Here is a 25318-nt window from a genome sequence, read left to right as displayed (position 1 = left end):
GGTGCGCTAACCTGCCTTCACGTGCTCGTCGCCGACGACAGACGGTCCGGCGCAACAGCCATCGGTGGCCGCACGGCGTCGCCCGCGACGACTACGGAAAGAGCCTTCTGTCATGGCCGGTGAGAACTCGCCCGATCCCGAACCGACCGCCGTCCCGCCCGCCTACGACGACCACGCCCCGCAACCGGGGCAGCCGGCGTTCGATGCCGGCGGCGCGGAGTATCCGGGCGTGCTGCCGCCGCCGGTGGAATACCCGCAGCGGCCGCGACGCCGCTGGCCGGCGGTGGCGATCGCGACGGTGGCGGCGCTCGCGGTGGTCGGCGCGGCGGCGTTCTTCGCGGTGGTCGACAGGCGCGGTGACGGCGGCGGCGAGCGGCTGACGCCGGACAACGCCCGGGCCGCGATCCAGCACTACCTCGACGCGCTGCAGGACGCCGACATCGACGCGATCACGCGGAACATGCTGTGCGGGATCTACGACGAGGCGAAGGACCGCCGCGCGGACGAACAGCTCGCGAAGCTCAGCAGCGACGCCTACCGCAAGCAATTCGAGAGCGCGCGCGTGGTGTCGGTCGACAAGATCGTCTACTCGTCACCACGGACGGGCCAGGTGCTGTTCACCATGGCGGTGGTGCCGTTCGACGGCGCCGACGAAGAGGAGGTCCAGGCGGTGGCACAGCTGCTGTCCCAGGACGGTGAGGTCCTGGTGTGCTCCTACCTGCTGCGCCCCGCCGGGCAGTTCTGACGGGTCAGTTGAACGAGTCGCCGCAGGCGCAGGAGCCGGTGGCGTTCGGGTTGTCGATCGTGAAGCCCTGCTTCTCGATGGTGTCGACGAAGTCGATGGTGGCGCCCTGCACGTAGGGGGCGCTCATCCGGTCGACGGTCAGCGTGACGCCGCCGAAGTCGGCGGTCAGGTCGCCGTCGAGTGAGCGGTCGTCGAAGAACAGGTTGTAGCGCAACCCGGCGCAGCCGCCGGGCTGCACGGCGATGCGCAGCGCGAGGTCGTCACGGCCCTCCTGGTCGAGGAGCGCCTTGGCCTTGGCCGCCGCGGCGTCCGTCAGCAGCACGCCGTGGGTCGCCGTGGTGGTCGACTCGTCCTGAACAGTCATTGCATCTCCCTCGTGCTGGTCCTCCGGCGTGACCGGAAGTGCTCCCCGACTCTCAACGGTACCCGCTGGGGTCGCTATTCCCGACCTGTGCGGCGGTCACCGCCGCCAGGCTCTCGAGCTGGTGGCGCGCGTCGGCCATGGCGGTCGCCACCGAGCCGGCATGGTCGGTCAGCGACCGGGCCGCGGTGATCCCGGCCGCCGTCAGCTCTTCGGGCGACAGCGCCACCTGACCGGCGAGCACCAGCACGCGCGCCCGGCCGTCGCGGGCCGCGGCGGCGAGCGCGCCCACGACCTTGCCGTGCAGCGACTGGTGGTCGAGGCGGCCCTCGCCGGTCACCACGACGTCGGCTGCCGCAATGTCCGCGGCGAGCCCGGTGTGCCCCGCGATCACCGCCGCGCCGGATTCCCGGTGCGCGCCCAGCGCGAGCAGCGCGGCGCCGAGCCCACCGGCCGCGCCGGCGCCGGGCAGCTCGGCGACGGCCCGGCCGGCGGCCGCGTCCAACTCCGCACCCCACCGTCGCAGCCGGTCCTCCAAGAGCGCCACGGTCGGCGGGTCGGCACCCTTCTGCGGCCCGAACACCGCCGCCGCACCCATCGGCCCGAGCAACCGGTGTTCGACGTCGGAGGCGGCGATCAGTTCGACGCCGGCGACGCGCCGCCGGGCCGTCGCGGGGCTGCCGTCGGGTGCGAGGGCCCCGACCATGCCCCGGCCGCCGTCGGTGGTGGCGCTGCCGCCCAACCCGACGACGATGCGGCCCGCGCCCGCGTCGAGCGCGGCGGCGATCAGCTGGCCGACCCCGTAGGTGGAGCCCGCGAGCGCGGTCTGCGGCGTGGGCGGGCCGTCGAGCAGCGCGAGCCCGCAGGCCTGCGCGCACTCGAGGTACGCGGTGCCGCCGACGGCGTCCAGCAGCCACTGGGCGTCGACCTCGCCGGTCACCGGGCCGCGCACCCGGGCGCACTGCCGCCGGCCGAGGCGCGTCGCGAGCACGTCGACGAAGCCTGGGCCGCCGTCGGATTGGGGCGCCAGGGTCAGCTCGTCGCCGGGCCGCGAGCCCGCCCAGCCGGCCGCGATGGCCTCGGCGGCCGCCACGGCGGTCAGGCTGTCGCCGAAACTGTCCGGCGCGATGAGCACCCGCATCCTTCGGAACAGTAGGCGCGGACCGGGTGTGTCGCATGCCGGGCCGCGAACCGCCCGGCCGCCAGCCGGCAGTAATCTGGCAGCGTGAACCCGCTGGGCCGCAAGAAGGGCAGTGACGCCGCGCCGTCGACCGTCGAGTCCACCGCGGCGGCGCCGGCCGGCGTCGAGACCGAGCCCCGCCGCACCACGGCCCCGAAGGGCCGGCCCACCCCGAAGCGGGACGCCAGCAGGCGGCGCGGACCGGTCGCCCCGGCGCCGATGACCATGGCCGAGGCCCGCAGGCGGCGCAAGGAGCTCGGCGGGCCGAAGCTCTCCCGCGAGGAGCGGCGGGCGGTGCGCTCGGAGCGACGCTCGGCGATGTCCGAACGCCGCGAGCGCATGATGGCCGGCGAGGAGGGCTACCTCCTCCCCCGCGACCGCGGACCGGTCCGGGAGTTCGCCCGCGACTACGTCGACTCGCGGCGCAATCTGCTCGGCCTGTTCATGCCGTCGGCGCTCGGTCTGCTGTTCCTGATGCTCGCCATGCCGCCGCAGCTCTACGCCTACACCCAGCCCGCGCTGCTCGCGCTGATCGTGCTGATGGCGATCGACGGGATCCTGCTCGGGCGGCGGGTGAACCGGCTGGCGGACGAGAAGTTCCCCGGCCATACCGAGGGCCGGTGGCGGCTCGGTTTCTACGCCGCGAGCCGGGCGTCGCAGTTGCGCCGGATGCGGGCGCCGCGGCCCCGGGTGAACCGCGGCGACGACGTCGGCTGACCGCCGGTGGTGCGCACTCTGGTGCTGGGCGGGATCCGGTCCGGCAAGTCCCGGTGGGCGGAGACTGCGGCGGCGTCCGCGGTCGGTGTCGACTCCCCCGTGCGTTACCTCGCGACGGGCTGGTGCCCGGATCCGGGAACCGACGCCTCCTGGGAGGAGCGGGTGCATGCCCACCGGCTGCGACGCCCGGCGCACTGGTGCACCGTGGAGACCACCGGTGTGCCGCAGCAGCTGCGCGACGCGCCCGGGGTCGCCACGCTGGTGGACGACGTCGGCGGCTGGCTGACGGCCGCCTTTGATCGGCGGGTGGCGTGGGACGACGACGCCCGGACCGCGGCCGTGCGCGCCGACGCCGACGACTTCGTGGCGGCCGTCACCGCGTTCGCCTCGCCGCTGGTGCTGGTCAGTCCCGAGGTGGGGTTGAGCGTGGTCCCGGCGTTCCGCGCGGGACGGCGCTTCGCCGACGAGCTGGGCGCCCTGAACCAGCGGCTGGCCGCGATCTGCGACCGGGTGGTGCTGGTCGTCGCCGGCATCCCGGTGCCCATCAAGGACGCGTCGTGACCGATCCCGTCGAGTTCCCCGCCGTAGGGCCGCCCGACGAGGCGGCCGCCGCGGACGCCCGCGCCCGCCAGGGCACGTTGACCAAACCGGCGGGCGCCCTGGGCCGGTTGGAGGAGCTGTCGGTGTGGGTGGCGGCCTGCCAGGGCCAGTGCCCGCCGCGCCGGTTCGAGCGGGCGCGGGTGGTGGTGTTCGCCGGCGACCACGGGGTGGCGGCAGCGGGGGTGTCGGCCTATCCGCCGGAGGTGACCGCGCAGATGGTCGCCAACATCGACCGCGGCGGCGCGGCGATCAACGTGCTCGCCGAGGAGGCCGGGGCGACGGTGCGCGTCGCCGACATCGCCGTCGACGTGGACGAACCGCTCACCCCGGCGATCGGCGCGCACAAGGTGCGGCGCGGCAGCGGGGACATCACCACCCAGGACGCGCTGACGGCCGACGAGGCGGTGGCGGCGGTGCGGGCGGGCCGGCGGATCGCCGACGAGGAGGTCGACGCCGGGGCGGACCTGCTGATCTGCGGCGACATGGGCATCGGGAACACCACGGCGGCAACCACTCTCATCGCCCTGCTGACCGACAGCGAACCCGTTGCGGTGGTGGGGCGCGGTACCGGCATCGACGACGCGGGCTGGATGCGCAAGACCGCCGCGGTGCGCGACGCGCTGTACCGCGGCCGGCACGCCGCCGGCGACCCAATGGCGGCGCTGCGGACGTGTGGCGGCGCCGACCTCGCCGCGATGGCGGGCTTCTGCGCGCAGGCCGCGGTGCGCCGGACGCCGCTGCTGCTCGACGGGGTGGTGGTGACGGCCGCCGCGCTGGTCGCCGAACGGCTGGCGCCCGGCGCCCGGCGCTGGTGGCAGGCCGGTCATCGCTCACCGGAGCCGGCGCACGCCGTGGCGCTGGCCCGCCTCGATCTGGCGCCGATCGTGGACTTCGGGATGCGGCTCGGCGAGGGGTCGGGGGCGGCGGTGGCGCTGCCGGTGTTGCGGGCCGCGGTGGCCACCCTGGCCTCGATGGCGACGTTCTCCGATGCGGGCGTGTCCTCCCCCGACTCGCCGTGATGCGTTCGCTCGCCGCGGCGTTCGCGTTCGGCACGGTGCTGCCGGTGCGCGGCCGGATGCCGCCGCCGGGCCGCGGCATGATGACCGCCCTGCCCGTCGTGGGGCTGGTGGTCGGCGGTGCGGTCGCCGCGGTGTGGTGGGTGGGCTCGCTCGCGTTCGGCGCCGGGTCCGCGCTCGCCGGCGTGCTGGCGGTGGCCGCGGCGATGCTGCTCACGCGGGGGCTGCACGTCGACGGGCTCTGCGACACCGTCGACGCGCTGGGCTGCTACGGCGCACCCGAGCGCGCGCTGCAGGTGATGCGCGACGGGAGCGCCGGCCCGCTCGGCGTCGCGGCCGCGGTGACGGCGATCCTGGTGCAGGCGCTGGCGATCGCCGCGCTACCCGCCCCGCCGCACGGGGTGGCCGCGATCGTGGTGGCCGCGCTGGCGGGCCGGGTGGCCGCGGTGTCGGCGTGCCGCCGCGGCGTGCCCGCCGCCGCTGGCAGCGGTTCGGGCGCCGCGGTCGCCGGCACCCAACCCGCCGTCGTCGTCGCGCTGTGGTGCCTGACGGCGATCGGGTTGTCGACGGTGGCCACGGCGCGGCTGTGGCAGGGCCCGGTCGCGGTGCTGGTGGCCTTTGCGGCGGGCGCGGTCCTGGTGCGCCACTGCGTGATTCGCTTCGGCGGGATCACGGGCGACGTGCTGGGCGCGGCGATCGAGGTCACCGCCGCGCTCACGCTGGTCGGGTGCGTGGTGGGCGCCTAACCCAGCCGCGTCATCCAGCCGTGGGTGTCGGCGAACGTGCCGCGCTGGATGCCGGTGAGCGTGTCCCGCAGCGCCATGGTGACCTCGCCCGGCTCGCCGTCGGCGACGGTGTACTCGCCCTCGGCGTACTTGACCCGCGACACCGGCGTGATGACGGCCGCGGTGCCGCAGGCGAACACCTCGGTGATCTCCCCGGCCGCGACGCCTTTGCGAAGTTCCTCGATGTCGATCTTGCGTTCCTCGACGCCGAAGCCTGCGTCGGACGCCAACTGCAGCAACGAATCTCGCGTGATGCCGGGCAGCAGTGAACCGGTCAGTTCGGGCGTCACCAGCCGGGCCGACGCGCCGCTGCCGAACACGAAGAACAGGTTCATGCCGCCCATCTCCTCGATGTAGCGGCGTTCGGCGGCGTCGAGCCACACGACCTGGTCGCAGCCCTGGGCGGCGGCCTCGGCCTGCGCGAGCAGCGATGCTGCGTAGTTGCCGCCGAACTTCGCGGCCCCGGTGCCGCCGGGACTGGCCCGCACGTACTCGGTGGAGAGCCACACGCTGACCGGCTTGATGCCGCGCGGGAAGTACGCCCCGGCCGGCGACGCGATCACCAGGTAGCGGTACTCCTTGGCCGGTCGCACGCCCAGCCCCGGCTCCGTGGCGAAGATGAACGGCCGCAGGTACAGCGACTCCTCGCCGCCGGCGGGCGGCACCCATTGCCCGTCGACCGCGATGAGCTGGCGCAGGGATTCCAGGAACAGCTCGTCGGGCAGCTCGGGGATGGCGAGCCGGCGCGCCGAGGAGCGCAACCGCGCCGCGTTGGCTTCCGGCCGGAACGACACCACCGCACCGTCGGCCCACCGGTAGGCCTTCAGGCCTTCGAAGACCTCCTGCGCGTAGTGCAGCACGATCGCCGACGGGTCGAGCTGGATCGGGCCGTAGGGCAGCACCTGCGCGTCGTGCCAGCCGCGGCCCTCGGTGTAGGAGATGGACACCATGTGGTCGGTGTGGTGCTGACCGAACGGCGGGTTCGTCATGATCGCCGCGCGCTCGACGTCGGTCGCCGGATGCTCGTTGGGCACGACGGTGAACTCGAGGGAGGCGCTCGTCATGGGCAAATCCTAGCCGCCGGCGCCACCGGGTTTTCGGGGTCGCGAAGGGCGGCTCAGCGCGTCTTCGCGGGAACGAACGGCGGGAGCACCACCTCGCACGGCAGCCGGCGGCCGCGCACGTCGACGTCCACCAGCGCGCCGTCGTCGATGCCCGCGGCGGTGTCGATGAGCGCCAGCGCGATGCCCGCCTTCAGCGTCGGCGAGAAGGTGCCGGAGGTGGTGACACCGACCGGGCGATCGCCGTCGAGCACGGTCAGATCCGGCCGCAGCACCCCGCGGCCCGTCGCCTTGAGCCCACGCAGCAGCCGTCGCGGCCCGGCCTCCTTTTCCGCGAGCAGCGCCTCGCGGCCCCAGAACGCCTCCTTGCGCCAGCCGACCGCCCAGCCGCAGCGGGCCTGCAGCGGCGAGATGTCGGCCGACAGCTCGTGGCCGTTCAGCGGATATCCCATCTCGGTGCGCAGGGTGTCGCGCGCGCCCAGCCCGGCGGGCTGGCCGCCCTCGGCCTGCACCGCAGCCAGCAACGCGTCGAACACCTCGCCCGCGGCGTCCCACGGCGGCAGCAGTTCGTAGCCGAGCTCGCCGGTGTAGCCGGTGCGGCACACCCGCACGCTCACGCCGGCGAATTCGGCGTCGGCGTAGCTCATGTAGGCCATGTCGGCCGGCAGCCCGAGCGCCGCCAGCACCCGCGGGGACCTCGGTCCCTGCACCGCCAGCACCGCGTAGGCGCGGTGCAGGTCGGTGACGGTGACGCCGGCGGGGGCAGCGGCCCGCAGCGCCGCCACCACCGCCGCGGTGTTGGCGGCGTTGGGCACCAGGAACACCTCGTCCTCGGCGACGAAGTAGGCGATCAGGTCGTCGATCACCCCGCCGGTCTCGGTGCAGCACAGCGTGTACTGCGCCCTGCCGGGGCCGATGCGCCGCAGATCGTTGGTGAGCGCGCGGTTGACGTACTCGGCGGCGCCCGGCCCGCTCACCGACGCCTTACCGAGGTGGCTGACGTCGAAGAGCCCGACCGCGGTGCGGGTGGCGATGTGCTCGCCGACGGTGCCGGCGTACGCCACCGGCATCAGCCAGCCACCGAATTCGGCGAAGGTCGCGCCGAGTGCGCGGTGGCGATCTTCGAGCGGGCCGTGCAGCGGCTCGGCGGTTCCGGTCACCCCGTCGACCCTAGTGGCGTCGGTGCGGCGGATTAGGGTGGGCGCTCGTGAGCCCCGCCATCGGATACCAGCCACCGGCCGTCGCTTCCGCCACGTCGATCCCCAAGCGGGGCGTGTCGGACGCGGTGCTCGTCGTGCCGGTGAGCAGCCGGGGCGACGACCGTGCGGCCGTGCTGGCCGCGGACTCCTATCTGAGCGGCGACGCCGTCACCGAGATCGAGTCGGCGCTGGCGGCGCTGGGCGCGACCGGCGCTGTCGACCAGGTGCACCGGATCCCCGTCTCGTCGCTGCCGGTGGCCAGCGTGCTCACCGTGGGCGTCGGCACCACCGGCGACTCCTGGCCGGCCGACACCGTGCGACGGGCGGCCGGCGTCGCGGCCCGCTCGCTGGACAAGGCCACGGCCGTCGTCACCACGCTCACCGCGCTCGACGTCGAGGCCGCCATCGAGGGGCTCATCCTCGGGGCGTACCGCTTCCCGGGGCTGCGCAGCGCGAAGACGGCGCCGAAGACCGACGGCCTGCGCACCATCACCGCGCTGGTGCCGGACGCGAAGTCGGCCAAGGCTGCCGTGCAGCGCGCCACCGACGTCGCCGCGGCCGTCGCGACCGCCCGGGATTTCGTCAACACCCCGCCCAGCCACCTGTTCCCCGCCGAGTTCGCCGACCGCGCCGCGGCGTTGGGCAAGGCGGCCGGGCTCACGGTCGAGGTGCTCGACGACAAGGAGCTGGCGCGCAAGGGCTACGGCGGCATCGTCGGCGTCGGCAAGGGCTCGTCGCGGCCGCCGCGGCTGATGCGGCTGACGCACCAGGGCGGCAAGCGAGGCTCGAAGAAGGTGGCGCTCGTCGGCAAGGGCATCACGTTCGACACCGGCGGCATCTCCATCAAGCCCGCCGCCAACATGCACCACATGACCTCCGACATGGGCGGCGCCGCGGCGGTCATCGCGACCGTGATCCTCGCCGCGAAGCAGCAGCTGCCCATCGAGGTGACCGCGACCGTGCCGATGGCCGAGAACATGCCCTCGGGGACGGCGCAGCGGCCCGGCGACGTGCTGACGCAGTACGGCGGCATCACCGTCGAGGTGCTGAACACCGACGCCGAGGGCCGGCTGATCTTGGCCGACGCCATCGTGCGGGCCTGCGAGGACAACCCGGACTACCTGATCGAGTGCTCGACGCTGACCGGCGCGCAGACCGTCGCGCTGGGCGCCCGCACCCCGGGGGTGATGGGCAGCGACGCGTTCCGCGACCGGGTGGCCGCACTGTCGCGGGAGGTCGGCGAGCACGGCTGGGCGATGCCACTGCCCGAAGAACTGAAGGACGACCTCAAGTCGCAGGTCGCCGACCTCGCCAACGTCAGCGGCTCGCGCTACGCCGGCATGCTGGTGGCGGGCACCTATCTGCGCGAGTTCGTCGCCGAAGGCGTGCAGTGGGCGCACATCGACATCGCCGGGCCGGCCTACAACACCGGCGGGCCGTGGGGCTACACCCCCAAAGGCGGCACCGGTGTACCCACCCGCACGCTGTTCGCGGCGCTGCGCGACATCGCCGAGAACGGCTGACGCACCCCTACAGCACCCGGCCGCGCGCGGTGCTGCGCAGCACCTGCGGCGCCAGCTTCGACGTGCCGTAGAGCAGGTAGGCCTCCGGCGCGACGGGGCGGATCGGCTTGTCCTTGCGCACCGCCGACACGATGGCTTTCGCGACCTTGTCGGGTCCGTAGCCGCGCAGCTCGAAGACCTTCTGCAGCTGCGCCCGCCGCGGGGCGACGGCCTGATCCTTACCCGTCGGCGCGTCGATGCGTGTCCGGGTCACGATCCCGGTGTCGATCACGCCCGGACAGATGGTCGTCACCCCGACGCCCGCCTCGGCGAGTTCGGCGCGCAGGCAGTCGCTGAACATGAAGACGGCGGCCTTGGACGTGCAGTAGGCGTTCATGGACTGCAGCGGCGCGTAGGCGGCCATGGACGACACGTTGACGAGGTGGCCGCCGGTGCCGCGCTCGACGAGCCGCCGCCCGAAGGACCGGCAACCGTTGACGACGCCGGAGAAATTCACCTCGAGCACCCGGTCGAACTCCGCGGGCGGGGTGTCGAGGAAGCGGCCCGCGTGGCCGACGCCGGCGTTGTTGACGACGACGTCGGGCACGCCGTGCCGGTCGCAGACCTCGGCGGCGAAGCGCTCGACGGCGTCGGCGTCGGAGACGTCGACCCGATACGGGTGCGCTGCGCCGCCACGCGAGATGATCTGTGCCGCCGTCTCTTTCGCGCTCCCCTCGTCGATGTCGCTGACGACCACCTCCGCGCCCTCGCGGGCGAACAGCAGCGCCGTCTCGCGGCCGATACCGCTGCCCGCGCCGGTCACCACCACCAGCGTGTCGCCGAACGGGCCCCGCTCGCGACCGACCTCGGCGCGCAGCAGGGCGCGCGGGGCCGGGCCGCCGGACAGGTGGTCGACGAGCTCGCCGACGGCCTGGGCGATCACCTGGGGGTGGGAGAACGGCGACCAGTGGCCGGCGCGGATGTCGCGCCGCCACAGCCGGGACACCCAGCGCGACTCGAAGTCCAATCCGTAGGGCATGACGACCGGGTCGCCGGTGTTGACGAGCAGCTGCACCGGCGTCGTGACGTAGTGGTCAGAACGCACCTTCACGCCGGACCGCAGCGCGTTGGCGCGGTAGATCCGCAGCGAGTTGGCCGCGTCGACGTTGACGTTGCCGAGGTGGATCTGGTCCTTCGGAACCCCGCGGGCGTTCGCCAGCTGCACGATGCGTCCGAACCCCGCCCGCATCGCCAGCGGCATCAGCAGCGGGACCGAGAACGGAATCCAATAGGACAGCCGCGCAACGAGGTTCAGCGTCTTCAGGAACTGGATCGGCCGGTAGGGCCGCGCCAGGCCCTCGCGGATCACGGTGGCGTAGTGGTCGGTGCTCGGGCCGGAGATGGAGGTGAAGGACGCGACGCGGTCCTGCGCGCCGGGCCGCGACAGGTACTCCCACACCGCCACCGACCCCCAGTCGTGGGCCAGCACGTGCACCGGCTCGCCCGGGCACAAGTCGGTGATCACGGCGTCGAAGTCGTCGGCGAAGTGCGGCATCGTGTACGCGCCGACCTGCTTGGGCACGGTGGACTCGCCGGCGCCGCGGTTGTCATAGGTGATGATGCGGAACCGGTCGCGGAGCCGGGACACCACGCCGTCCCACATCACGTGTGAGTTCGGCCAGCCGTGCGCCATCACCAGCGGTGGGCCGTCGGGATTTCCCTGCTCGAAGGCGGCGATGCGCACGCCGTCGGTGCTCTCGACGAATCGCTTCTCGACCGGTGTCATGTGCTTCCTCCCGTAGCTCCCGGGAAAACGCTAGCCGTCTTCGAGTTCGCGGTGGGCGGCCCGTCGCCGTTCGACCCGCCGGCGCGCGTCGTAGTCGCGCATGCGCTGCGGATATCCGACCTTCTGCACGTCGTAGACCGGGATTCGTAAGACGTCGGAGAGCCGGCGGGCGCCCGCCGCGCCACCGGCCCGCCGCCGGGTCCATTCGCCGTCGGCCGCCACCAGCACGACCGTGACGTCGGTGACGGTGGTCTGGGGTTCGACGAATGCCTCGACGCCGGTGCGGGCGGCGGTCCACTCGCGCAGGTACTTCAGGTCCGCGGCGGGGTCGGGACCGGCGCCGCGCCGCCGCTTCCTGCCGAACACACCCACCGGTCGCTCCTCGCCTGACCTGATCCGATCCCCTCGACCGATAGTGCCAGAGCACACGACGCTGTCGTTTTCGCTGCGACGCCGCCTGGGTAGCCGGTGGGCGGCAAGTGTGCCGGGCGCGGTGTTTGTCCCTCGCCTGACCCACTTGCGGCAGCGCGCTGTGGTAAGCCAGAGGTCGACCGGCCCGACGCTCACCCAGACCGACCGCTACGAGGGAGTCAACTGACATGGCCCACTCCGTCCAGATGCCCGCACTCGGCGAGAGCGTGACCGAGGGGACCATCACTCGGTGGCTCAAGCAGGAGGGCGACACCGTCGAGGTGGACGAGCCGCTGCTCGAGGTGTCGACGGACAAGGTGGACACCGAAATCCCGTCTCCCGCTGCTGGAGTGCTCAAGAAGATCGTCGCGCAGGAGGACGACACGGTCGAGGTGGGCGGTGAGCTCGCGGTCATCGGCGACGCCGACGAGGACACCGGCGACTCGGACGACTCCGACGATGCGGGCGGCGAGCAGGACTCCGGTGACGACGAGCCGGCCGACACGTCCGAGGACGACTCGGGCGACGACTCGCGCGACGACTCAGGCGACGACTCAGGCGAGGACGACGACTCGGCGGACCAGGAGCCCGAACCGCAGCCCGCGCAGAAGTCGTCCGGCGGTTCCGGCGACGCGACGTCGGTGAAGATGCCCGAGCTCGGCGAATCGGTGACCGAGGGCACCGTCACCCGCTGGCTGAAGAAGGTCGGCGACAGCGTCGAGGTGGACGAGCCGCTGCTGGAGGTGTCGACCGACAAGGTGGACACCGAGATCCCGTCCCCGGTCGCCGGCACCCTGCTCGAGATCATCGCCGAGGAGGACGACACCGTCGAGGTGGGCGGTGAGCTGGCCAAGATCGGCGACGGGCAGGCGGGCGAAGAGCAAGACAGCGATCCGGAGCCCGAACCCGAGTCCAAGCAGGGGAAGGAACCCGAGCCCGAGCCCGAGCCCGAACAGGAGCCCGAACCCGAACCCGAACCGAAACAGGAGAAGGAACCCGAACCCGAGAAGAAGCCCGAGCCGAAGCCGGAGGCCGAGGACAAGGCCGAGCAGCCCGGGGACACCGCCGAGCAGAAGCCCGAGCCGCGCGAGCCGCGCAGCGACGACGGCAGCACCGGCCCCTACGTCACGCCGCTGGTGCGCAAGCTGGCAGCAGAGCACGGCATCGACCTGTCGACGGTGAAGGGCACCGGAATCGGCGGCCGCATCCGCAAGCAGGACGTGCTCGCGGCGGCCGAGCAGAAGCAGCGGCCCACCGACGAGCGCCAGGGCGGCACGTCCGACACCGAGCAGGCCGCCGAGGCGCCGGACAAGGCCCCCGCGGCGGCGATGGCGCCCGCGAACGCCAATACCGCCGACGCGCCGCTGTCGCATCTGCGCGGCACCACGCAGAAGGCGAACCGCATCCGCCAGCTGACCGCGAAGAAGACCCGTGAGTCGCTGCAGGCCACCGCCCAGCTGACGCAGACCCACGAGGTCGACATGACGCGCATCGTGGCGTTGCGCGCGCGGGCGAAGAACGACTTCGCCGAGCGCGAGGGCGTGAACCTGACGTTCCTGCCGTTCATCGCCCGCGCCGTGATCGACGCGCTCAAGGCGCACCCCAACGTCAACGCGAGCTACAACGAGGACACCAAGGAGATCACCTACTACGACGCCGAGCACCTGGGCATCGCGGTCGACACCGAGCAGGGCCTGCTGTCGCCGGTGATCCACAACGCGGGCGATCTGTCGCTGGCCGGGCTGGCCCGGGCGATCTCCGACATCGCCAACCGCGCCCGCTCGGGCGACCTCAAGCCGGACGAGCTGTCGGGCGGCACGTTCACCATCACCAACATCGGCAGCCAGGGCGCCCTGTTCGACACCCCGATCCTGGTGCCGCCGCAGGCGGCGATGCTGGGCACCGGCGCCATCGTCAAGCGGCCGCGGGTGATCGTCGACGAGCTGGGCAACGAGTCGATCGGCGTGCGATCGATCTGCTACCTGCCGCTGACCTACGATCACCGGCTCATCGACGGTGCGGACGCCGGGCGGTTCCTCACCACCATCAAGCGCCGGCTCGAAGAGGGAGCGTTCGAAACCGACCTGGGGCTCTAACCGCATGCCCGCCGAGGTGGTCGCCGTCGCGGGATCCTCCGGGCTGATCGGCACCGCGCTGGTGTACGCGCTGCGCGCCACCGACCGGCGGGTCGTGCGCATCGTGCGCCGCACCCCGGCGAACGCCGACGAGGTGCACTGGAACCCCGAGACCGGCGAGTTCGACCCCGACGCCCTGCGCGGCGTCGACGCGGTGGTGAACCTGTGCGGCGTCGGTGTCGCGGACAGGCGGTGGTCGGGGGCGTTCAAGCAGCAGCTTCGCGACAGCCGCATCCCGCCCACCGAGGTGTTGTCGGCGGCGGTGGCCGAAGCGGGTGTGCCGGTGTTCCTCAACGCCAGCGCGGTCGGCTACTACGGCGACACCCGCGATCGGGTGACCGACGAGACCGCGCCTCCCGGCGAGGGATTCCTCGCCGGGCTGTGCGTCGACTGGGAGGCCGCCGCCACGGCGGCACAGCAGGCCGGCGCGCGGGTGGTGCTGGCCCGCACCGGGCTGGTGCTCGCGCGCGACGGCGGGCTACTGGGCCGGCTGCGGCCGCTGTTCTCCCTCGGGCTGGGCGCGCGACTCGGGAACGGCCGGCAGTACATGTCGTGGATCAGCCTGGAGGACCAGGTGCGGGCGCTGCTCTTCGCGCTCGACGCCGACGACCTCGCCGGACCGGTCAACGTCACCGGACCGGCGCCGGTGACCAACGCCGAGTTCACGTCGGCGCTCGGCCGCACGGTCAACCGGCCCACGCCGCTGATGGTGCCCGGTTTCGCCATCCGCGCCGCCCTCGGCGAGTTCGCCGACGAGGGTCTGCTGATCGGCCAGCGGGCGATTCCCGCCGCGCTCGAGCGGGCGGGATTTGCGTTCCACCACAACAGCATCGGCGCCGCGCTGTCCTATGCGACCGCGCGCGGCGAGGAGTCCTGACCCCTCCGCGGGTACCGTCGGCCTCATGGCCCGCTCGATCCGCGCGTCGTCGGACGCCGTCGACGTCCGCCACCTCGGCGTCATCGACTACACCGACGCCTGGGAGCTGCAGCGCCGCATCGCCGACGCCCGGGCGGCGGGCGGCCCCGACGCGCTGCTGCTGCTGCAGCACTCCCCCGTCTACACCGCGGGCCGGCGCACCGAACCGCACGAGCGTCCCGTCGATTCGGCGATCCCGGTGGTCGACACCGACCGGGGCGGCAAGATCACCTGGCACGGCCCCGGACAGCTCGTCGGCTACCCGATCGTGCGGCTCGCCGACCCCGTCGACGTCGTGGACTTCGTCCGCCGGCTCGAAGCGGCGCTGATGGCGGTGTGCGCCGGGTTCGGCCTGGCCACCGTGCGCGTCGAGGGCCGCTCCGGGGTGTGGTTGCCGGCCGACGCGGCCCGGTCCGGCGCGGCGGCGGGCCGACCGGCCCGCAAGATCGCGGCCGTCGGCATCCGGGTGGCGCGGGCCACCACGCTGCACGGTTTCGCGCTGAACTGCGACTGCGACCTGGGCGCGTTCGGCGGCATCGTGCCCTGCGGCATCAGTGACGCCGGGGTGACGTCGCTGAGCGCCGAACTGGGTGGCCGGGTGGGTGTCGACGAGGTCCGCGCGCAGGTCGCGGCGGCGGTGTGCGACGCGCTGGACGGCCGACTGCCGCTGTCGCCGCAGCCGGTGGCCGACGCCGCCCCGGCGTAGCATCGATGCGGTGAGCGTGCTGCCGGAGAACCGCAAGCTGTTGCGTCTGGAGGTCCGGAACGCGCAGACGCCCATCGAACGCAAACCGCCGTGGATCAAGACCCGCGCGAAGATGGGGCCCGAGTACACCGAGCTCAAAGGGCTGGTCAAACGCGAAGGCCTGCACACGGTGTGCGAGGAGGCGGGCTGCCCCAACATCTTCGAGTGCTGGGAGGACCGCGAGGCCACCTTCCTCATCGGCGGCGAGCAGTGCACCCGTCGCTGCGACTTCTGCCAGATCGACACCGGCAAGCCCGCCGAGCTGGACCGCGACGAGCCGCGCCGCGTCGCCGAGAGCGTGCAGGCGATGGGGCTGCGCTATTCGACGGTCACCGGGGTGGCGCGCGACGACCTGCCCGACGGTGGCGCCTGGCTGTGGGCCGAGACGGTCCGGCAGATCAAGGCGCTCAACCCCCGCACGGGCGTCGAGCTGCTCATCCCCGACTTCAACGGCCGACCGGAGTTGCTCGCCGAGGTTTTCGCGACGCGACCGGAAGTGTTGGCGCACAACGTCGAGACGGTGCCGCGCATCTTCAAGCGCATCCGGCCGGCGTTCACCTATCAGCGCAGCCTCGACGTCATCACCGCCGCCCGCGACGACGGCCTGGTGACCAAGAGCAACCTGATCCTCGGGCTGGGCGAGACCCCCGCCGAGATCCGCGACGCGCTGCGCGACCTGCACGCCGCCGGCTGCGACATCGTCACCATCACGCAGTACCTGCGGCCCTCGGTCCGCCACCACCCGGTCGAGCGCTGGGTGCGACCCGAGGAGTTCGTCGAACATCAGCAGTTCGCCGAGGAACTCGGCTTCGCCGGCGTCCTGGCCGGGCCGCTGGTGCGGTCGTCCTACCGTGCGGGCCGGCTCTACGAGCAGGCCAGCAAGCGGTCCCTGGGGTCACCCGTATCCTGAGGGCGTTATGGCGAAGACCCGTGATCCCGCAGCGCTGAAGGCCGCGAAGGCCGAGGCGAAGGCGGCCCGCAAGGCCGCATCGAAGCAACGCCGCAGCCAGCTGTGGCAGGCGTTCCAGATCCAGCGCAAGGAAGACAACCGGCTGCTGCCGTACATGATCGCGGCCTTCGTGGTGATCGTCGCGGTGGCGGTGCTGCTGGGCGTCCTCGTCGGCGGCATTGCGAAGTACATGTTCATTCCGCTCGGCGTCGTGCTCGGCCTGTTGGTGGCGTTCATCGTGTTCGGCCGCCGGGCGCAGAAGTCGGTGTACCGCAAGGCGGAGGGGCAGACCGGCGCGGGCGCCTGGGCGTTGGAGAACATGCGCGGCAAGTGGCGGGTCACCCCCGGTGTGGCGGCGACGGGTCACCTCGACGCGGTGCACCGGGTCATCGGGCGTCCCGGCGTCATCCTGGTCGGCGAGGGCGCGGCGCACCGCGTGAAGCCGCTCTTGGCGCAGGAGAAGAAGCGCACCGCGCGGCTGATCGGCGACACCCCGATCTATGACGTCATCGTCGGCAACGGCGACGGCGAGGTGCCGCTGGCCAAGCTGGAGCGCCACCTGAACCGGTTGCCCGCCAACATCAACGCCAAGCAGATCGATGCGCTCGAGTCGCGGCTGGTGGCGCTCGGGTCGCGGGTCGGTACGGCCGCGATGCCGAAAGGTCCGCTGCCGAACGCCGGCAGGATGCGGGGGATGCAGCGCACGGTGCGGCGCCGATGAGCGCTTGCGCGAAGAGCAACAGCAGCCGCTGAACCGCGGTCAGGTGCGCCGCAGCACCGCGGTGCCGGTGAGCCGGTCCTGCAGGCCGCGGCCGTCGGAGTCGGTGAACAGCGGCGGTACGACCAGCGTGATGAGCAGCATCCGCATCACCGCGCGGCCGAGACCGACGTGCATCCGGTGGTCGACTGACGCCACCTGCATACCGAGCAGCAGTTGCCCCGGTGTGAACGAGAACAGCCGCACCGACAGCGCGCTGAGCACGAACCACACCACGAGCACCGCCGTGGAACCCTGCCAGCCGTAGCGGAACTCGTCGGACGTCAGCAGACCGAAGCCGGCGATGAGCGCCGCCAGCCCGTAGGCGATGAACCAGTCGACGAACAGCGCCGCGATGCGCCGGCCCGTGCGAGCCAGCGACCCCGGACCCGATTCGGGCAGGCCGAGCCGCTGTCCGGGATAGTGGTCGGGGCCCCGCGCCGGATCGCCGGACTCGCCGAGGTGGGGTCCGGACAGCCATCCGCCGATCATTCGGGCCATGGTTCCCAGGATAGGCAACCGCTGATTGCGTAACGTCGGCGCAACATCGGCTTGACTGCCGTGCAACATCGCCTCCATAGCGTCTGTCCCCGGGTTACCCAACTCATGTCTGCAATAAGGAGCATCAGTGGCAGAAAAGACGGCCGACGACATCTTCAAGCTGATATCGGACGAGGGTGTCGAGTACGTCGACATCCGGTTCTGCGATCTGCCCGGTGTCGTCCAACACTTCTCGATTCCCGCCTCGGCGTTCGATGAGAGCGTCTTCGAGGACGGCCTGGCCTTCGACGGCTCGTCGGTGCGCGGATTCCAGTCGATCCACGAGTCGGACATGATGCTGCTGCCCGATCCCGAGACCGCGCGCATCGACCCGTTCCGCAAGGCGAAGACGCTCAACCTGAACTTCTTCGTCCACGATCCGTTCACCCGCGAGGCCTACTCGCGTGACCCGCGCAACGTCGCCCGCAAGGCGGAGAACTACCTGCGCGACTCGGGGATCGCCGACACCTGTTACTTCGGCGCCGAGGCCGAGTTCTACATCTTCGACTCGGTGGCCTTCGACTCGAAGATGAACGGCACGTTCTACGAGGTCGACTCGGAGTCGGGGTGGTGGAACTCCGGCGAGCCGGCCGAACTCGACGGCTCCCCGAACCGCGGCTACAAGGTGCGCCCCAAGGGCGGGTACTTCCCCGTCGCGCCCTACGACCACTACGTCGATCTGCGCGACGACATGGCCACCAACCTGATCAACGCCGGCTTCACCCTCGAGCGCGGCCACCACGAGGTGGGCACCGCCGGCCAGGCCGAGATCAACTACAAGTTCAACACGCTGCTGCATGCGGCCGACGACGTGCTGCTGTTCAAGTACATCGTCAAGAACACCGCCTGGGCCGCCGGCAAGACGGTCACGTTCATGCCCAAGCCGCTGTTCGGTGACAACGGCTCCGGTATGCACTGCCATCAGTCGCTGTGGAAGGACGGCGAGCCGCTGTTCTACTCCGAAAGCGGCTATGCCGGGCTGTCGGACACCGCCCGCCACTACATCGGCGGCATCCTGCATCACGCGCCGTCGCTGCTGGCGTTCACCAACCCGACGGTGAACTCCTACAAGCGCCTGGTGCCGGGCTACGAGGCCCCGATCAACCTGGTGTACAGCCAGCGCAACCGGAGTGCGTGTGTGCGCATCCCGATCACCGGCAACAACCCGAAGGCCAAGCGCCTGGAGTTCCGCTGCCCCGACAGCTCGGGCAACCCGTACCTGGCGTTCTCGGCGATGCTGATGGCCGGCCTGGACGGCATCAAGAACAAGCGCGAGCCGGGCGATCCCATCGACAAGGACCTCTACGAGCTGCCGCCGGACGAGGCCGCCAGCATCCCGCAGGCGCCGGTGCAGCTGTCCGCGGTGATCGACAAGCTCGAAGAGGACCACGAATACCTCACCGCCGGTGGGGTGTTCACCGAGGACCTGATCGAGACCTACATCGCCTACAAGCGGGAGAACGAGATCCTGCCCGTGCAGATCCGGCCGCACCCGTACGAGTTCGCGCTCTACTTCGACGTGTAAGCCGCTGCACGTTCGCCGAAATCGAATTCCCGGTCGTGATTTCGCAGAATTCACGACCGGGAATTCGGTTTCGCGGGGGTGCTGACCACATGCGGGTGCTGCTGCAGCGGGTCACGTCGGCTTGTGTGCTGGTCGACGACGAGGTGGTCGGCGAGATCCGGCCGACGAGCCAGGGGTTGTTGGCGCTGGTCGGGGTGACACACTCCGACGACGCCGCCGTCGCCGCCGCACTGGCCGAAAAGATCTGGCGGTTGCGCATCCTCGACGGCGAGCGGTCGGCCGCCGACGTCGACGCCCCGGTCCTGGTGGTCAGCCAGTTCACGCTCTACGCCAACACCACAAAGGGCCGGCGGCCGTCGTGGAACGCCGCGGCTCCCGGCACGGTCGCCGCGCCGCTGGTCGAGGCGTTCGCCGACGCGCTGCGCGGTTTGGGCGCGACGGTGGCGCAGGGCCGGTTCGGCGCTCACATGCGGGTCGAGTCGGTCAACGACGGGCCGGTAACGCTGATGGTCGAACTTTGAGGTTGGAAGTCATTCCTCGGACCGCGGGTTCGTCGTAAGGTCAGCGCATGACCAGTCTCGATGCTCGGCTCGCGCCGCATTCCCCCAAGGTGCTCAGCATCTTCCGGATCATCTTCGGGCTGCTGTTCACGCTCTACGGCACCTCCAAACTCTTCGGATGGCCGATGGCTCTCGAAGTTCCGGTGGGCGACTGGCCCGTATGGTGGGCCGGACTCATCGAGTTCGTCACCGGCATTCTCATCACCGTCGGATTCCAGACCCGCCTTGCCGCGTTCATTGCCTCCGGCGAGATGGCCGTCGCCTACTTCTGGAAGCACTGGCCGCCTCTGGAGGGTCCCGCGAAGCCGTTCTGGCCGCATCTCAACGACGGCATCGTGCCGGTGATGTTTTGCTTCGGCTTCCTGCTGCTCGCCACGACGGGCGCGGGCCTGTGGTCGGTCGACTCCCGCCGCCGGGGTGCCTACGGGGCGGGTTACACCGGCGCCGGGTACGCCGGCACGACGGCTGCGCAACCCGTGACGACGACGGGCACCGCCCAGCGCGTGGTGCCGCAGCGCCGTGGCCTCGCCGGGCTCCGCGACCGCTTCAGCCGCCGCCGGTACTGAGCCGGCCGCTGCAAGGCACCCCACCTCATCGTCGTGTTCAGCCGACGCGTCCGGTGAAATTGACGTAGACCCCTCAGCGGGCGTCCCGCGCCCAGGCGGGCGTGATGAACACGCCGTCGGCCGCCACGGTGGGCTCGCCGTCGCGCAAGATGTGGCCGCGCGCATAGGTTTTGGCGCCGTCGACCCGCTCGATCCAGGCCTCGGCGCGCAGGTCCCCGAGCGGGGTGGCGCGCACGTACCGCAGGGTGATGGTGCCGGTGAACGCCGGCTTCTTCAGGTCGCCGCTCGCCGCCTCACCCAGGAGGTGGTCGAGGATCAGCGCGCTCACGCCGCCGTGGACGTGTCCGGGCGGCCCCTCGTAGGCGGCGCCGAGGTGAAATTCCGCCCAGCGCAGGCCGTTCGGCTCCGTGGTGATCTGCAGCGGCGGTGCGATCGGGTTGCGCAGCCCGATCACCGGGTTACCCCACGGCGCACCGCGGCCTCCGACGCGCATGCCGATGCCGTAGGCACCGGGTAACTGGTGGGCGCGCAGCGTCGCGGTGACGGCTTCGATCGCCGCCTGCGCGTCGCGGATCTGGTCGTCGTCGGCGAGCGTGCGGATGGTGGCGTCGACCAGCTCGCGGACGGCGTCGGCGAACGGTCCGTGCAGCGCCGCCAACCGCTGGTACTCCTCGACGCTCACCTGCTGCTGGGTGAAATCCGCCTGTCTCATTCAGGCACCGAACACCTTGCGCACCACCGTCTTCGCTCGTCGGGTCACCCGCAGATAGTTGTCCAGGAAGGCACCGCCGTCGTCGTCGGGCCAGCCCGCCGCGACAGCGACCGCGTTGAGCTGCGTGCCGGGACCGGGCAATTGGTCGGTGGGCTTGCCGCGCACCAACACCAACGCGTTGCGGGCCCGGGTGGCGGTCAGCCAGGCCTGCCGGAGCTGGTCGACGTCGCCCTCGGCGATCAGCTCGGCGGCGCCGATGGCGTCGAGCGCGGCCAACGTGGAGGTGCCGCGCAACGCCGGCACCCGGTGCGCGTGACGGAGCTGCAGGAGCTGCACGGTCCACTCGACGTCGGCGAGTCCCCCGCGACCCAGCTTGGTGTGCGTGTTGGGGTCGGCCCCCCGCGGCAGCCGCTCGGCGTCCACCCGGGCCTTGATCCGCCGGATCTCCTGGATCGCCCTCTCCGAGATGCCATCCGGCGGATAGCGGAACTCGTCGATCATCAGCAGGAAACGCTGACCGAGGTCCTCGTCGCCTGCGACCCGGTGGGCCCGAAGCAACGCCTGCACCTCCCATACCTGCGCCCACTGCCGGTAATACGCCTCGTAGGAGGTCAAGGTGCGCACGAGCGGGCCGTTGCGGCCCTCGGGGCGCAGGTTGGCGTCCACCTGCAGCGGCGGGTCGGCGCTGGGCGTCCCCAAGAGCGAGCGGACCTGCTCGGCGACGGGGCTGGCCCACCGCAACGCGTCGTTGTCGCTGACGCCCTCGGCGGGCTCGCAGACGAACAGCACGTCGGCGTCCGAGCCGTACCCCAGTTCGCCGCCACCGAGCCGGCCCATCCCGATGACCGCGATGCGCGCCGGCACCGGCCGGTCGCCGCGGCTGTGTGAGCGGATGACGGCGTCGAGCGCGGCCTGCAGCACCGCCACCCAGACCGACGACAACGCCCGGCACACCTCGGTCACCGGCATCATGCCGAGCAGGTCGGCCGACGCGATCCGCGCCAGCTCCCGGCGCCGCAGCGTGCGGGCCGCGGCGACCGCACGCACCGGGTCGGCGTGCCGGGCGGCGGACGCGATCAACGCGCGCGACACCCCCTCCGGCGTGCTGTCGAGCAGCTTCGCACCGTCGGGTCCGTCGGCGTAGAGCTGGATCACCTCCGGTGCGCGCAGCAGGAGCTCCGGCACGAACGCCGACGTCCCGAGCACCCGCATCAGCCGCTTGGCCACCGCCCCCTCGTCGCGCAGCGTCGACAGGAACCAGCGCTCCCGCTCGGCGAGCGCATCGCTCAACTTGCGGTAGGCCAACAGCCCGCCGTCGGGATCCGGTGTGTCGGAGAGCCATTCGAGCAGCGTCGGCAACAGCACCGACTGCACGCGGCCGCGCCGGCCGCTCTGGTTGGCGAGCGAACGCAGGTGCGTCAGCGCGTTGCGCGGCGCGAGATAGCCGAGCGCGGCGATCTGCCGTTCCGCCGCCTCCGGTGACAGCCCCTGCGAGAAGGTCTGTGCGCCAACTGATTCCAGCAGTGGCTGGTAGAACAGCTTGGCGTGTAGCCGCGAGACGCGGATGTGCTGGCGTTTGAGCTCCTCGCGCAGCACGCCGAGCGCGTCGTGACGGCCGTCGGGTCGCATGTGCGCCGCGCGCGCGAGCCAGCGCATCGCTTCGTCGTCGTCGGGTTTGGGCAACAGGTGGGTGCGCTTCATGCGCTGCAGCTGCAGCCGGTGCTCGAGCAGCCGCAGGAACTCGTAGGAGGCCGTCAGGTTGGCGGCGTCGTCGCGGCCGATGTAGCCGCCGGCGCCGAGCGCGGCGAGCGCCTCGACGGTCGACCGCACCCGCAGCGACTCGTCGTTGCGGCCGTGCACCAGCTGCAGCAGCTGCACGGCGAACTCCACGTCGCGCAGCCCGCCGGTGCCGAGCTTGAGCTCACGTTCGCGGACGTCGGCGGGCACCAGCGACTCCACCCGGCGCCGCATCGCCTGCACCTCGGGCACGAACTGCTCGCGCTCGCAGGCCCGCCAGACCATCGGCTTGAGCGCGGCCATGTACTGCTCGCCGAGCTCGGCGTCGCCCACGGCAGGCCGCGCCTTTAAAAGCGCCTGGAACTCCCAGGTCTTGGCCCACCGCTCGTAGTAGGCGACATGGGACTCCAGCGTGCGCACCAGCTCGCCGCTCTTGCCCTCGGGCCGCAGCGCGGCGTCGACCTCGAAGAACGCCTCGCTGGCCAGGCGCATCAGCTCCCCGGCGACCCGGGCCGCGACGGCGTCGGCCCGCTCGGCCACGAAGATGACGTCGACGTCGCTGACGTAGTTCAGTTCGCGCCCACCGCATTTGCCCATCGCGATGATCGCCAGCCGCGGCGCGGTGGCCGGATCGTCGCACACCTTGCGCACCGCCACGCCCAGGGTGGCGTGCAGCGCGGCGTCGGCGAGGTCGGCCAGCTGCGCGCCGATCGTGGCGAACGGCAGCACCGGTTCGTTCTCGACGGTCGGCGCGACGTCGAGTGCGGCGAGCACCAGCACCCGGTCGCGGTAGAGCCGCCGCAGGTCCGCCATCACCGGCGTGCCGGCGTGCTCTGCGTCGGCGACCCGGTCGTCGAACAGGCGGCGCAACGCGTCGGCGGACGGCAGTGAGACGTCACCGGCCAACAGGTGCCAGCTCTGCGGGTTCGCGACGAGGTGATCGCCCAGGGCCAACGAGCTTCCCAGCACGGCGAACAGCCGGCCCCGCAGCGAACGGTCGGTCACCAACCGCGAGTTCAGCGCGTCCCAGTCGTCGGCGAGCGCCTCGGCGAGCCGCACCATCGCCAGCAGCGCGGCGTCGGCATCGGGCGCCCGCGACAGCGACCACAGCAGTTCGACGTGCGCCTCGGTGTTCCAGCCGAGCCGGTCGAGGTCGTCGCGCGCGGTACCGCCCACCAACCCCAGCCGGCCCACGCTGGGTAACCGGGAACGCTGCGAGGCGGGGGTGGCCACGGAGTCGACGTTAGCCGACCTACCTGACGGCGAAGTAATGCCCGGCCGCCAGGTCCTCCAACAGCGTGGGCTGTTCGGGCGTCCACCCCAGGAGCCGGCGGGTGATCGCGCTCGACGTCGGATTGTCGAGCGCGGCGACCCAGCCGATGAAGCCCAACTGCTCGAACGCCGCCTCCGGCGAGACGCTGACGGCCGGAACGCCGAGCTGCTGGCCGATCGCTTCGGCGATGTCCCGGAACGGGACTCCCTCCTCGGCGGCACCGTGCAACATCGACCCGGCCGGAGCGGATTCGAGCGCCAACCGGTAGAGCCGCGCGGCATCGACGTCGTGGATCGCGGGCCAGCGGTTGGTCCCGTCGCCGACATAGACGGCCTGACCGGTTTTCCGGGCGTTGGAGATGAGGGTGGGGATGAAGCCGTGGTGATCCGCAGGGCCGTGCACCGTGGGGGCCAGCCGGATGACCGACGCCCGCACCCCGCGTCCGGCCAGGGCCAGGGTGGCGTTCTCCGAGGCGACGCGCAGCCCCTGCGGATGCGCTGGCGTCACCTCTGTCGCCAAGGCGCTGGACGAGCCGGTGGCCAACATCGCCGTACCAGAGGTGTTGACGAACGGTTTGCCGGAGCCAGCCAGCGACGCACCGATGGCTTCGACCGCTTTGACGTCGGTTTCGGCCGCACCGCCGTAGTCGGCAAAGTCGTGCTTGAACGCCAGGTGGATCACGCCGTCTGCCTGCGCGGCCGCATCGGCCAGCACATCGACGTCGTCGAGCGAGCCGCGGACCACCTGTCCGCCGGCCGCGGCGATCGACGCCGCCGAGGCGTCGGACCGGGCGAGGCCGGTGACTTGATGACCGTGATCGAGCAGTTCCCGAACCACCAGCGACCCGATGTGCCCCGAGGCACCCGTGATGAAGACGCGCACCTTTCTCCCTTTCACTAAACCGATGTCAGTTTATGACATTACCTGCGGTGATGTCAGCGTCTGTCATCGCCGTAGTATTCCCGGGTGGGTCGTTGGGAGCCGGATGCACGAGGGCGCCTCGAGCGTGCCGCGCTCGAGCTCTATGCCGAGCACGCCTACGAGCAGACCACCGTCGCCGAGATCGCCGAGCGGGCCGGCGTCAGCGAACGCACCTTCTACCGGCACTTCGCCGACAAGCGCGAAGTGCTGTTCGGCGGCGACGCCGTCGGCCGCGGAATCGCGGACGCGCTCGATGCCGTACCCACGTCGGTCGCGCCGCTGGACGCCGTCGCAGACGCCCTCGCATCGACCGCCGACTTTTTCGACGAGCGCCGGCCCTTCACCCAGAAGCGGCAGGCCGTCATCGACGCCAACCCGGCGCTACGGGAACGCGAACTCATCAAGCTCGCGTCGTTGACCGAGCGGATCGGCCAGACGCTCCGCCGTCGTGGCGTCGAAGAGCCGGCGGCCGCACTCACCGCGGAAGCCGGAGTTGCGGTGTTCAAGGTGGCGTTCGCACAATGGCTCGCCGACCCGGCGAACCGCAGCTTCGCCGTGCACGTCCGCGAAACGCTGACCGAACTCCGCTCCGTGACCGGCGGCAGCTGAGAACTGTCGC

Annotated in this window: 25 protein-coding genes; 15 read left to right on the top strand and 10 right to left on the bottom strand. The window is 71.8% G+C overall.

The window, feature by feature from the left end; all coding sequences use genetic code 11:
- Positions 1–112: 112 nt before the first annotated feature.
- Entirely contained in the window at positions 113–745 is a 633-nt protein-coding gene (locus LV457_RS10360) for a hypothetical protein (protein ID WP_232170723.1), read from the top strand.
- Between the two features lie 4 nt (positions 746–749).
- Here the strand turns inward: LV457_RS10360 and LV457_RS10355 are convergent, their stop codons facing one another.
- The gene (locus LV457_RS10355; RefSeq protein WP_232170720.1) at positions 750–1109 is read right to left on the bottom strand and encodes an iron-sulfur cluster assembly accessory protein; all 360 of its coding nucleotides are present in this window, start codon (positions 1107–1109) and stop codon (positions 750–752) included.
- 52 nt (positions 1110–1161) lie between these two features.
- Positions 1162–2247 carry a glycerate kinase gene (locus LV457_RS10350; protein WP_232170718.1) on the bottom strand — a complete coding sequence of 362 codons (1086 nt, stop codon included), beginning with the start codon at positions 2245–2247 and terminating at the stop codon, positions 1162–1164.
- 84 nt (positions 2248–2331) lie between these two features.
- On the opposite strand from LV457_RS10350, the gene LV457_RS10345 reads away from it, so the two are divergent.
- Genes LV457_RS10345 through LV457_RS10330 form a run of 4 tightly spaced genes read left to right on the top strand, consistent with a single transcriptional unit; the run spans position 2332 to position 5365 of the window.
- Entirely contained in the window at positions 2332–3003 is a 672-nt protein-coding gene (locus tag LV457_RS10345; RefSeq protein WP_232170715.1) for a DUF3043 domain-containing protein, read from the top strand.
- A 9-nt stretch (positions 3004–3012) separates the two neighbouring features.
- Complete coding sequence (locus LV457_RS10340) at positions 3013–3564, top strand: bifunctional adenosylcobinamide kinase/adenosylcobinamide-phosphate guanylyltransferase (protein ID WP_232170966.1); 552 nt, start codon at positions 3013–3015, stop codon at positions 3562–3564.
- Complete coding sequence (cobT, locus tag LV457_RS10335) at positions 3561–4622, top strand: nicotinate-nucleotide--dimethylbenzimidazole phosphoribosyltransferase (protein WP_232170712.1); 1062 nt, start codon at positions 3561–3563, stop codon at positions 4620–4622. Before LV457_RS10340 ends, cobT begins: the two co-directional genes overlap by 4 nt.
- Complete coding sequence (locus tag LV457_RS10330; protein WP_232170710.1) at positions 4619–5365, top strand: adenosylcobinamide-GDP ribazoletransferase; 747 nt, start codon at positions 4619–4621, stop codon at positions 5363–5365. The genes cobT and LV457_RS10330 overlap by 4 nt, the downstream gene beginning before the upstream one ends.
- Here the strand turns inward: LV457_RS10330 and LV457_RS10325 are convergent.
- Both LV457_RS10325 and gcvT read right to left on the bottom strand, forming a co-directional pair.
- On the bottom strand, positions 5362–6468 hold the full coding sequence (locus LV457_RS10325) for a branched-chain amino acid aminotransferase (protein WP_232170707.1): 1107 nt from the start codon (positions 6466–6468) through the stop codon (positions 5362–5364). The genes LV457_RS10330 and LV457_RS10325 overlap by 4 nt on opposite strands.
- Positions 6469–6521: 53 nt before the next feature.
- Positions 6522–7625 carry a glycine cleavage system aminomethyltransferase GcvT gene (gene gcvT, locus LV457_RS10320; RefSeq protein WP_232170705.1) on the bottom strand — a complete coding sequence of 368 codons (1104 nt, stop codon included), beginning with the start codon at positions 7623–7625 and terminating at the stop codon, positions 6522–6524.
- A gap of 47 nt (positions 7626–7672) precedes the next feature.
- Between gcvT and LV457_RS10315 the strand changes: the two genes are divergently transcribed.
- Positions 7673–9187 (top strand): leucyl aminopeptidase, encoded by a 1515-nt coding sequence (locus LV457_RS10315; protein ID WP_232170703.1) that lies wholly within the window; start codon positions 7673–7675, stop codon positions 9185–9187.
- Positions 9188–9194: 7 nt separating this feature from the next.
- Here the strand turns inward: LV457_RS10315 and LV457_RS10310 are convergent, their stop codons facing one another.
- Both LV457_RS10310 and LV457_RS10305 read right to left on the bottom strand, forming a co-directional pair.
- The gene (locus LV457_RS10310) at positions 9195–10952 is read right to left on the bottom strand and encodes an SDR family oxidoreductase (protein ID WP_232170700.1); all 1758 of its coding nucleotides are present in this window, start codon (positions 10950–10952) and stop codon (positions 9195–9197) included.
- Positions 10953–10982: 30 nt separating this feature from the next.
- Complete coding sequence (locus LV457_RS10305) at positions 10983–11324, bottom strand: oxidoreductase (RefSeq protein ID WP_232170698.1); 342 nt, start codon at positions 11322–11324, stop codon at positions 10983–10985.
- A 227-nt stretch (positions 11325–11551) separates the two neighbouring features.
- Here LV457_RS10305 and sucB point away from each other — a divergent pair, with 227 nt between their 5' ends.
- Genes sucB through LV457_RS10280 form a run of 5 tightly spaced genes read left to right on the top strand, consistent with a single transcriptional unit; the run spans position 11552 to position 16829 of the window.
- Entirely contained in the window at positions 11552–13459 is a 1908-nt protein-coding gene (gene sucB / locus LV457_RS10300) for a 2-oxoglutarate dehydrogenase, E2 component, dihydrolipoamide succinyltransferase (RefSeq protein ID WP_232170695.1), read from the top strand.
- Positions 13460–13463: 4 nt separating this feature from the next.
- The gene (locus LV457_RS10295; RefSeq protein ID WP_232170692.1) at positions 13464–14375 is read left to right on the top strand and encodes a TIGR01777 family oxidoreductase; all 912 of its coding nucleotides are present in this window, start codon (positions 13464–13466) and stop codon (positions 14373–14375) included.
- Positions 14376–14400: 25 nt separating this feature from the next.
- A complete protein-coding gene (gene lipB / locus LV457_RS10290; RefSeq protein WP_232170689.1) occupies positions 14401–15120 on the top strand; it encodes a lipoyl(octanoyl) transferase LipB in 720 nt (239 codons plus the stop codon).
- A gap of 10 nt (positions 15121–15130) precedes the next feature.
- Positions 15131–16069 carry a lipoyl synthase gene (lipA, locus tag LV457_RS10285; RefSeq protein ID WP_232170687.1) on the top strand — a complete coding sequence of 313 codons (939 nt, stop codon included), beginning with the start codon at positions 15131–15133 and terminating at the stop codon, positions 16067–16069.
- A 7-nt stretch (positions 16070–16076) separates the two neighbouring features.
- Positions 16077–16829 (top strand): DUF4191 domain-containing protein, encoded by a 753-nt coding sequence (locus LV457_RS10280; protein WP_232170685.1) that lies wholly within the window; start codon positions 16077–16079, stop codon positions 16827–16829.
- 39 nt (positions 16830–16868) lie between these two features.
- On the opposite strand, the gene LV457_RS10275 is transcribed toward LV457_RS10280, so the two are convergent.
- Positions 16869–17366 (bottom strand): RDD family protein, encoded by a 498-nt coding sequence (locus LV457_RS10275; RefSeq protein ID WP_232170683.1) that lies wholly within the window; start codon positions 17364–17366, stop codon positions 16869–16871.
- Positions 17367–17493: 127 nt separating this feature from the next.
- Between LV457_RS10275 and glnA the strand changes: the two genes are divergently transcribed.
- From glnA to LV457_RS10260, 3 genes are all read left to right on the top strand, one after another.
- Positions 17494–18930: a type I glutamate--ammonia ligase gene (gene glnA / locus LV457_RS10270; protein WP_232170681.1), complete on the top strand. Its 1437-nt coding sequence runs from the start codon at positions 17494–17496 to the stop codon at positions 18928–18930.
- 89 nt (positions 18931–19019) lie between these two features.
- Complete coding sequence (gene dtd / locus LV457_RS10265) at positions 19020–19451, top strand: D-aminoacyl-tRNA deacylase (RefSeq protein ID WP_232170680.1); 432 nt, start codon at positions 19020–19022, stop codon at positions 19449–19451.
- Positions 19452–19498: 47 nt separating this feature from the next.
- Complete coding sequence (locus LV457_RS10260) at positions 19499–20056, top strand: DoxX family protein (protein ID WP_232170678.1); 558 nt, start codon at positions 19499–19501, stop codon at positions 20054–20056.
- Between the two features lie 73 nt (positions 20057–20129).
- On the opposite strand, the gene LV457_RS10255 is transcribed toward LV457_RS10260, so the two are convergent.
- Genes LV457_RS10255 through LV457_RS10245 form a run of 3 tightly spaced genes read right to left on the bottom strand, consistent with a single transcriptional unit; the run spans position 20130 to position 24660 of the window.
- Entirely contained in the window at positions 20130–20768 is a 639-nt protein-coding gene (locus tag LV457_RS10255) for a PaaI family thioesterase (protein WP_232170676.1), read from the bottom strand.
- On the bottom strand, positions 20769–23738 hold the full coding sequence (locus LV457_RS10250) for a bifunctional [glutamine synthetase] adenylyltransferase/[glutamine synthetase]-adenylyl-L-tyrosine phosphorylase (RefSeq protein WP_232170674.1): 2970 nt from the start codon (positions 23736–23738) through the stop codon (positions 20769–20771).
- Positions 23739–23757: 19 nt separating this feature from the next.
- Entirely contained in the window at positions 23758–24660 is a 903-nt protein-coding gene (locus LV457_RS10245; RefSeq protein ID WP_232170673.1) for an SDR family oxidoreductase, read from the bottom strand.
- An 84-nt stretch (positions 24661–24744) separates the two neighbouring features.
- On the opposite strand from LV457_RS10245, the gene LV457_RS10240 reads away from it, so the two are divergent.
- Positions 24745–25308: a TetR/AcrR family transcriptional regulator gene (locus LV457_RS10240; protein WP_232170672.1), complete on the top strand. Its 564-nt coding sequence runs from the start codon at positions 24745–24747 to the stop codon at positions 25306–25308.
- Positions 25309–25318 lie beyond the last annotated feature (10 nt).

It is taken from the genome of Mycobacterium sp. MYCO198283, assembly GCF_021213805.1.
GTDB lineage: Bacteria > Actinomycetota > Actinomycetes > Mycobacteriales > Mycobacteriaceae > Mycobacterium.
Note: the sequence above shows the minus strand (reverse complement) of the source record. Positions and strands in the feature narration are given on the sequence as shown.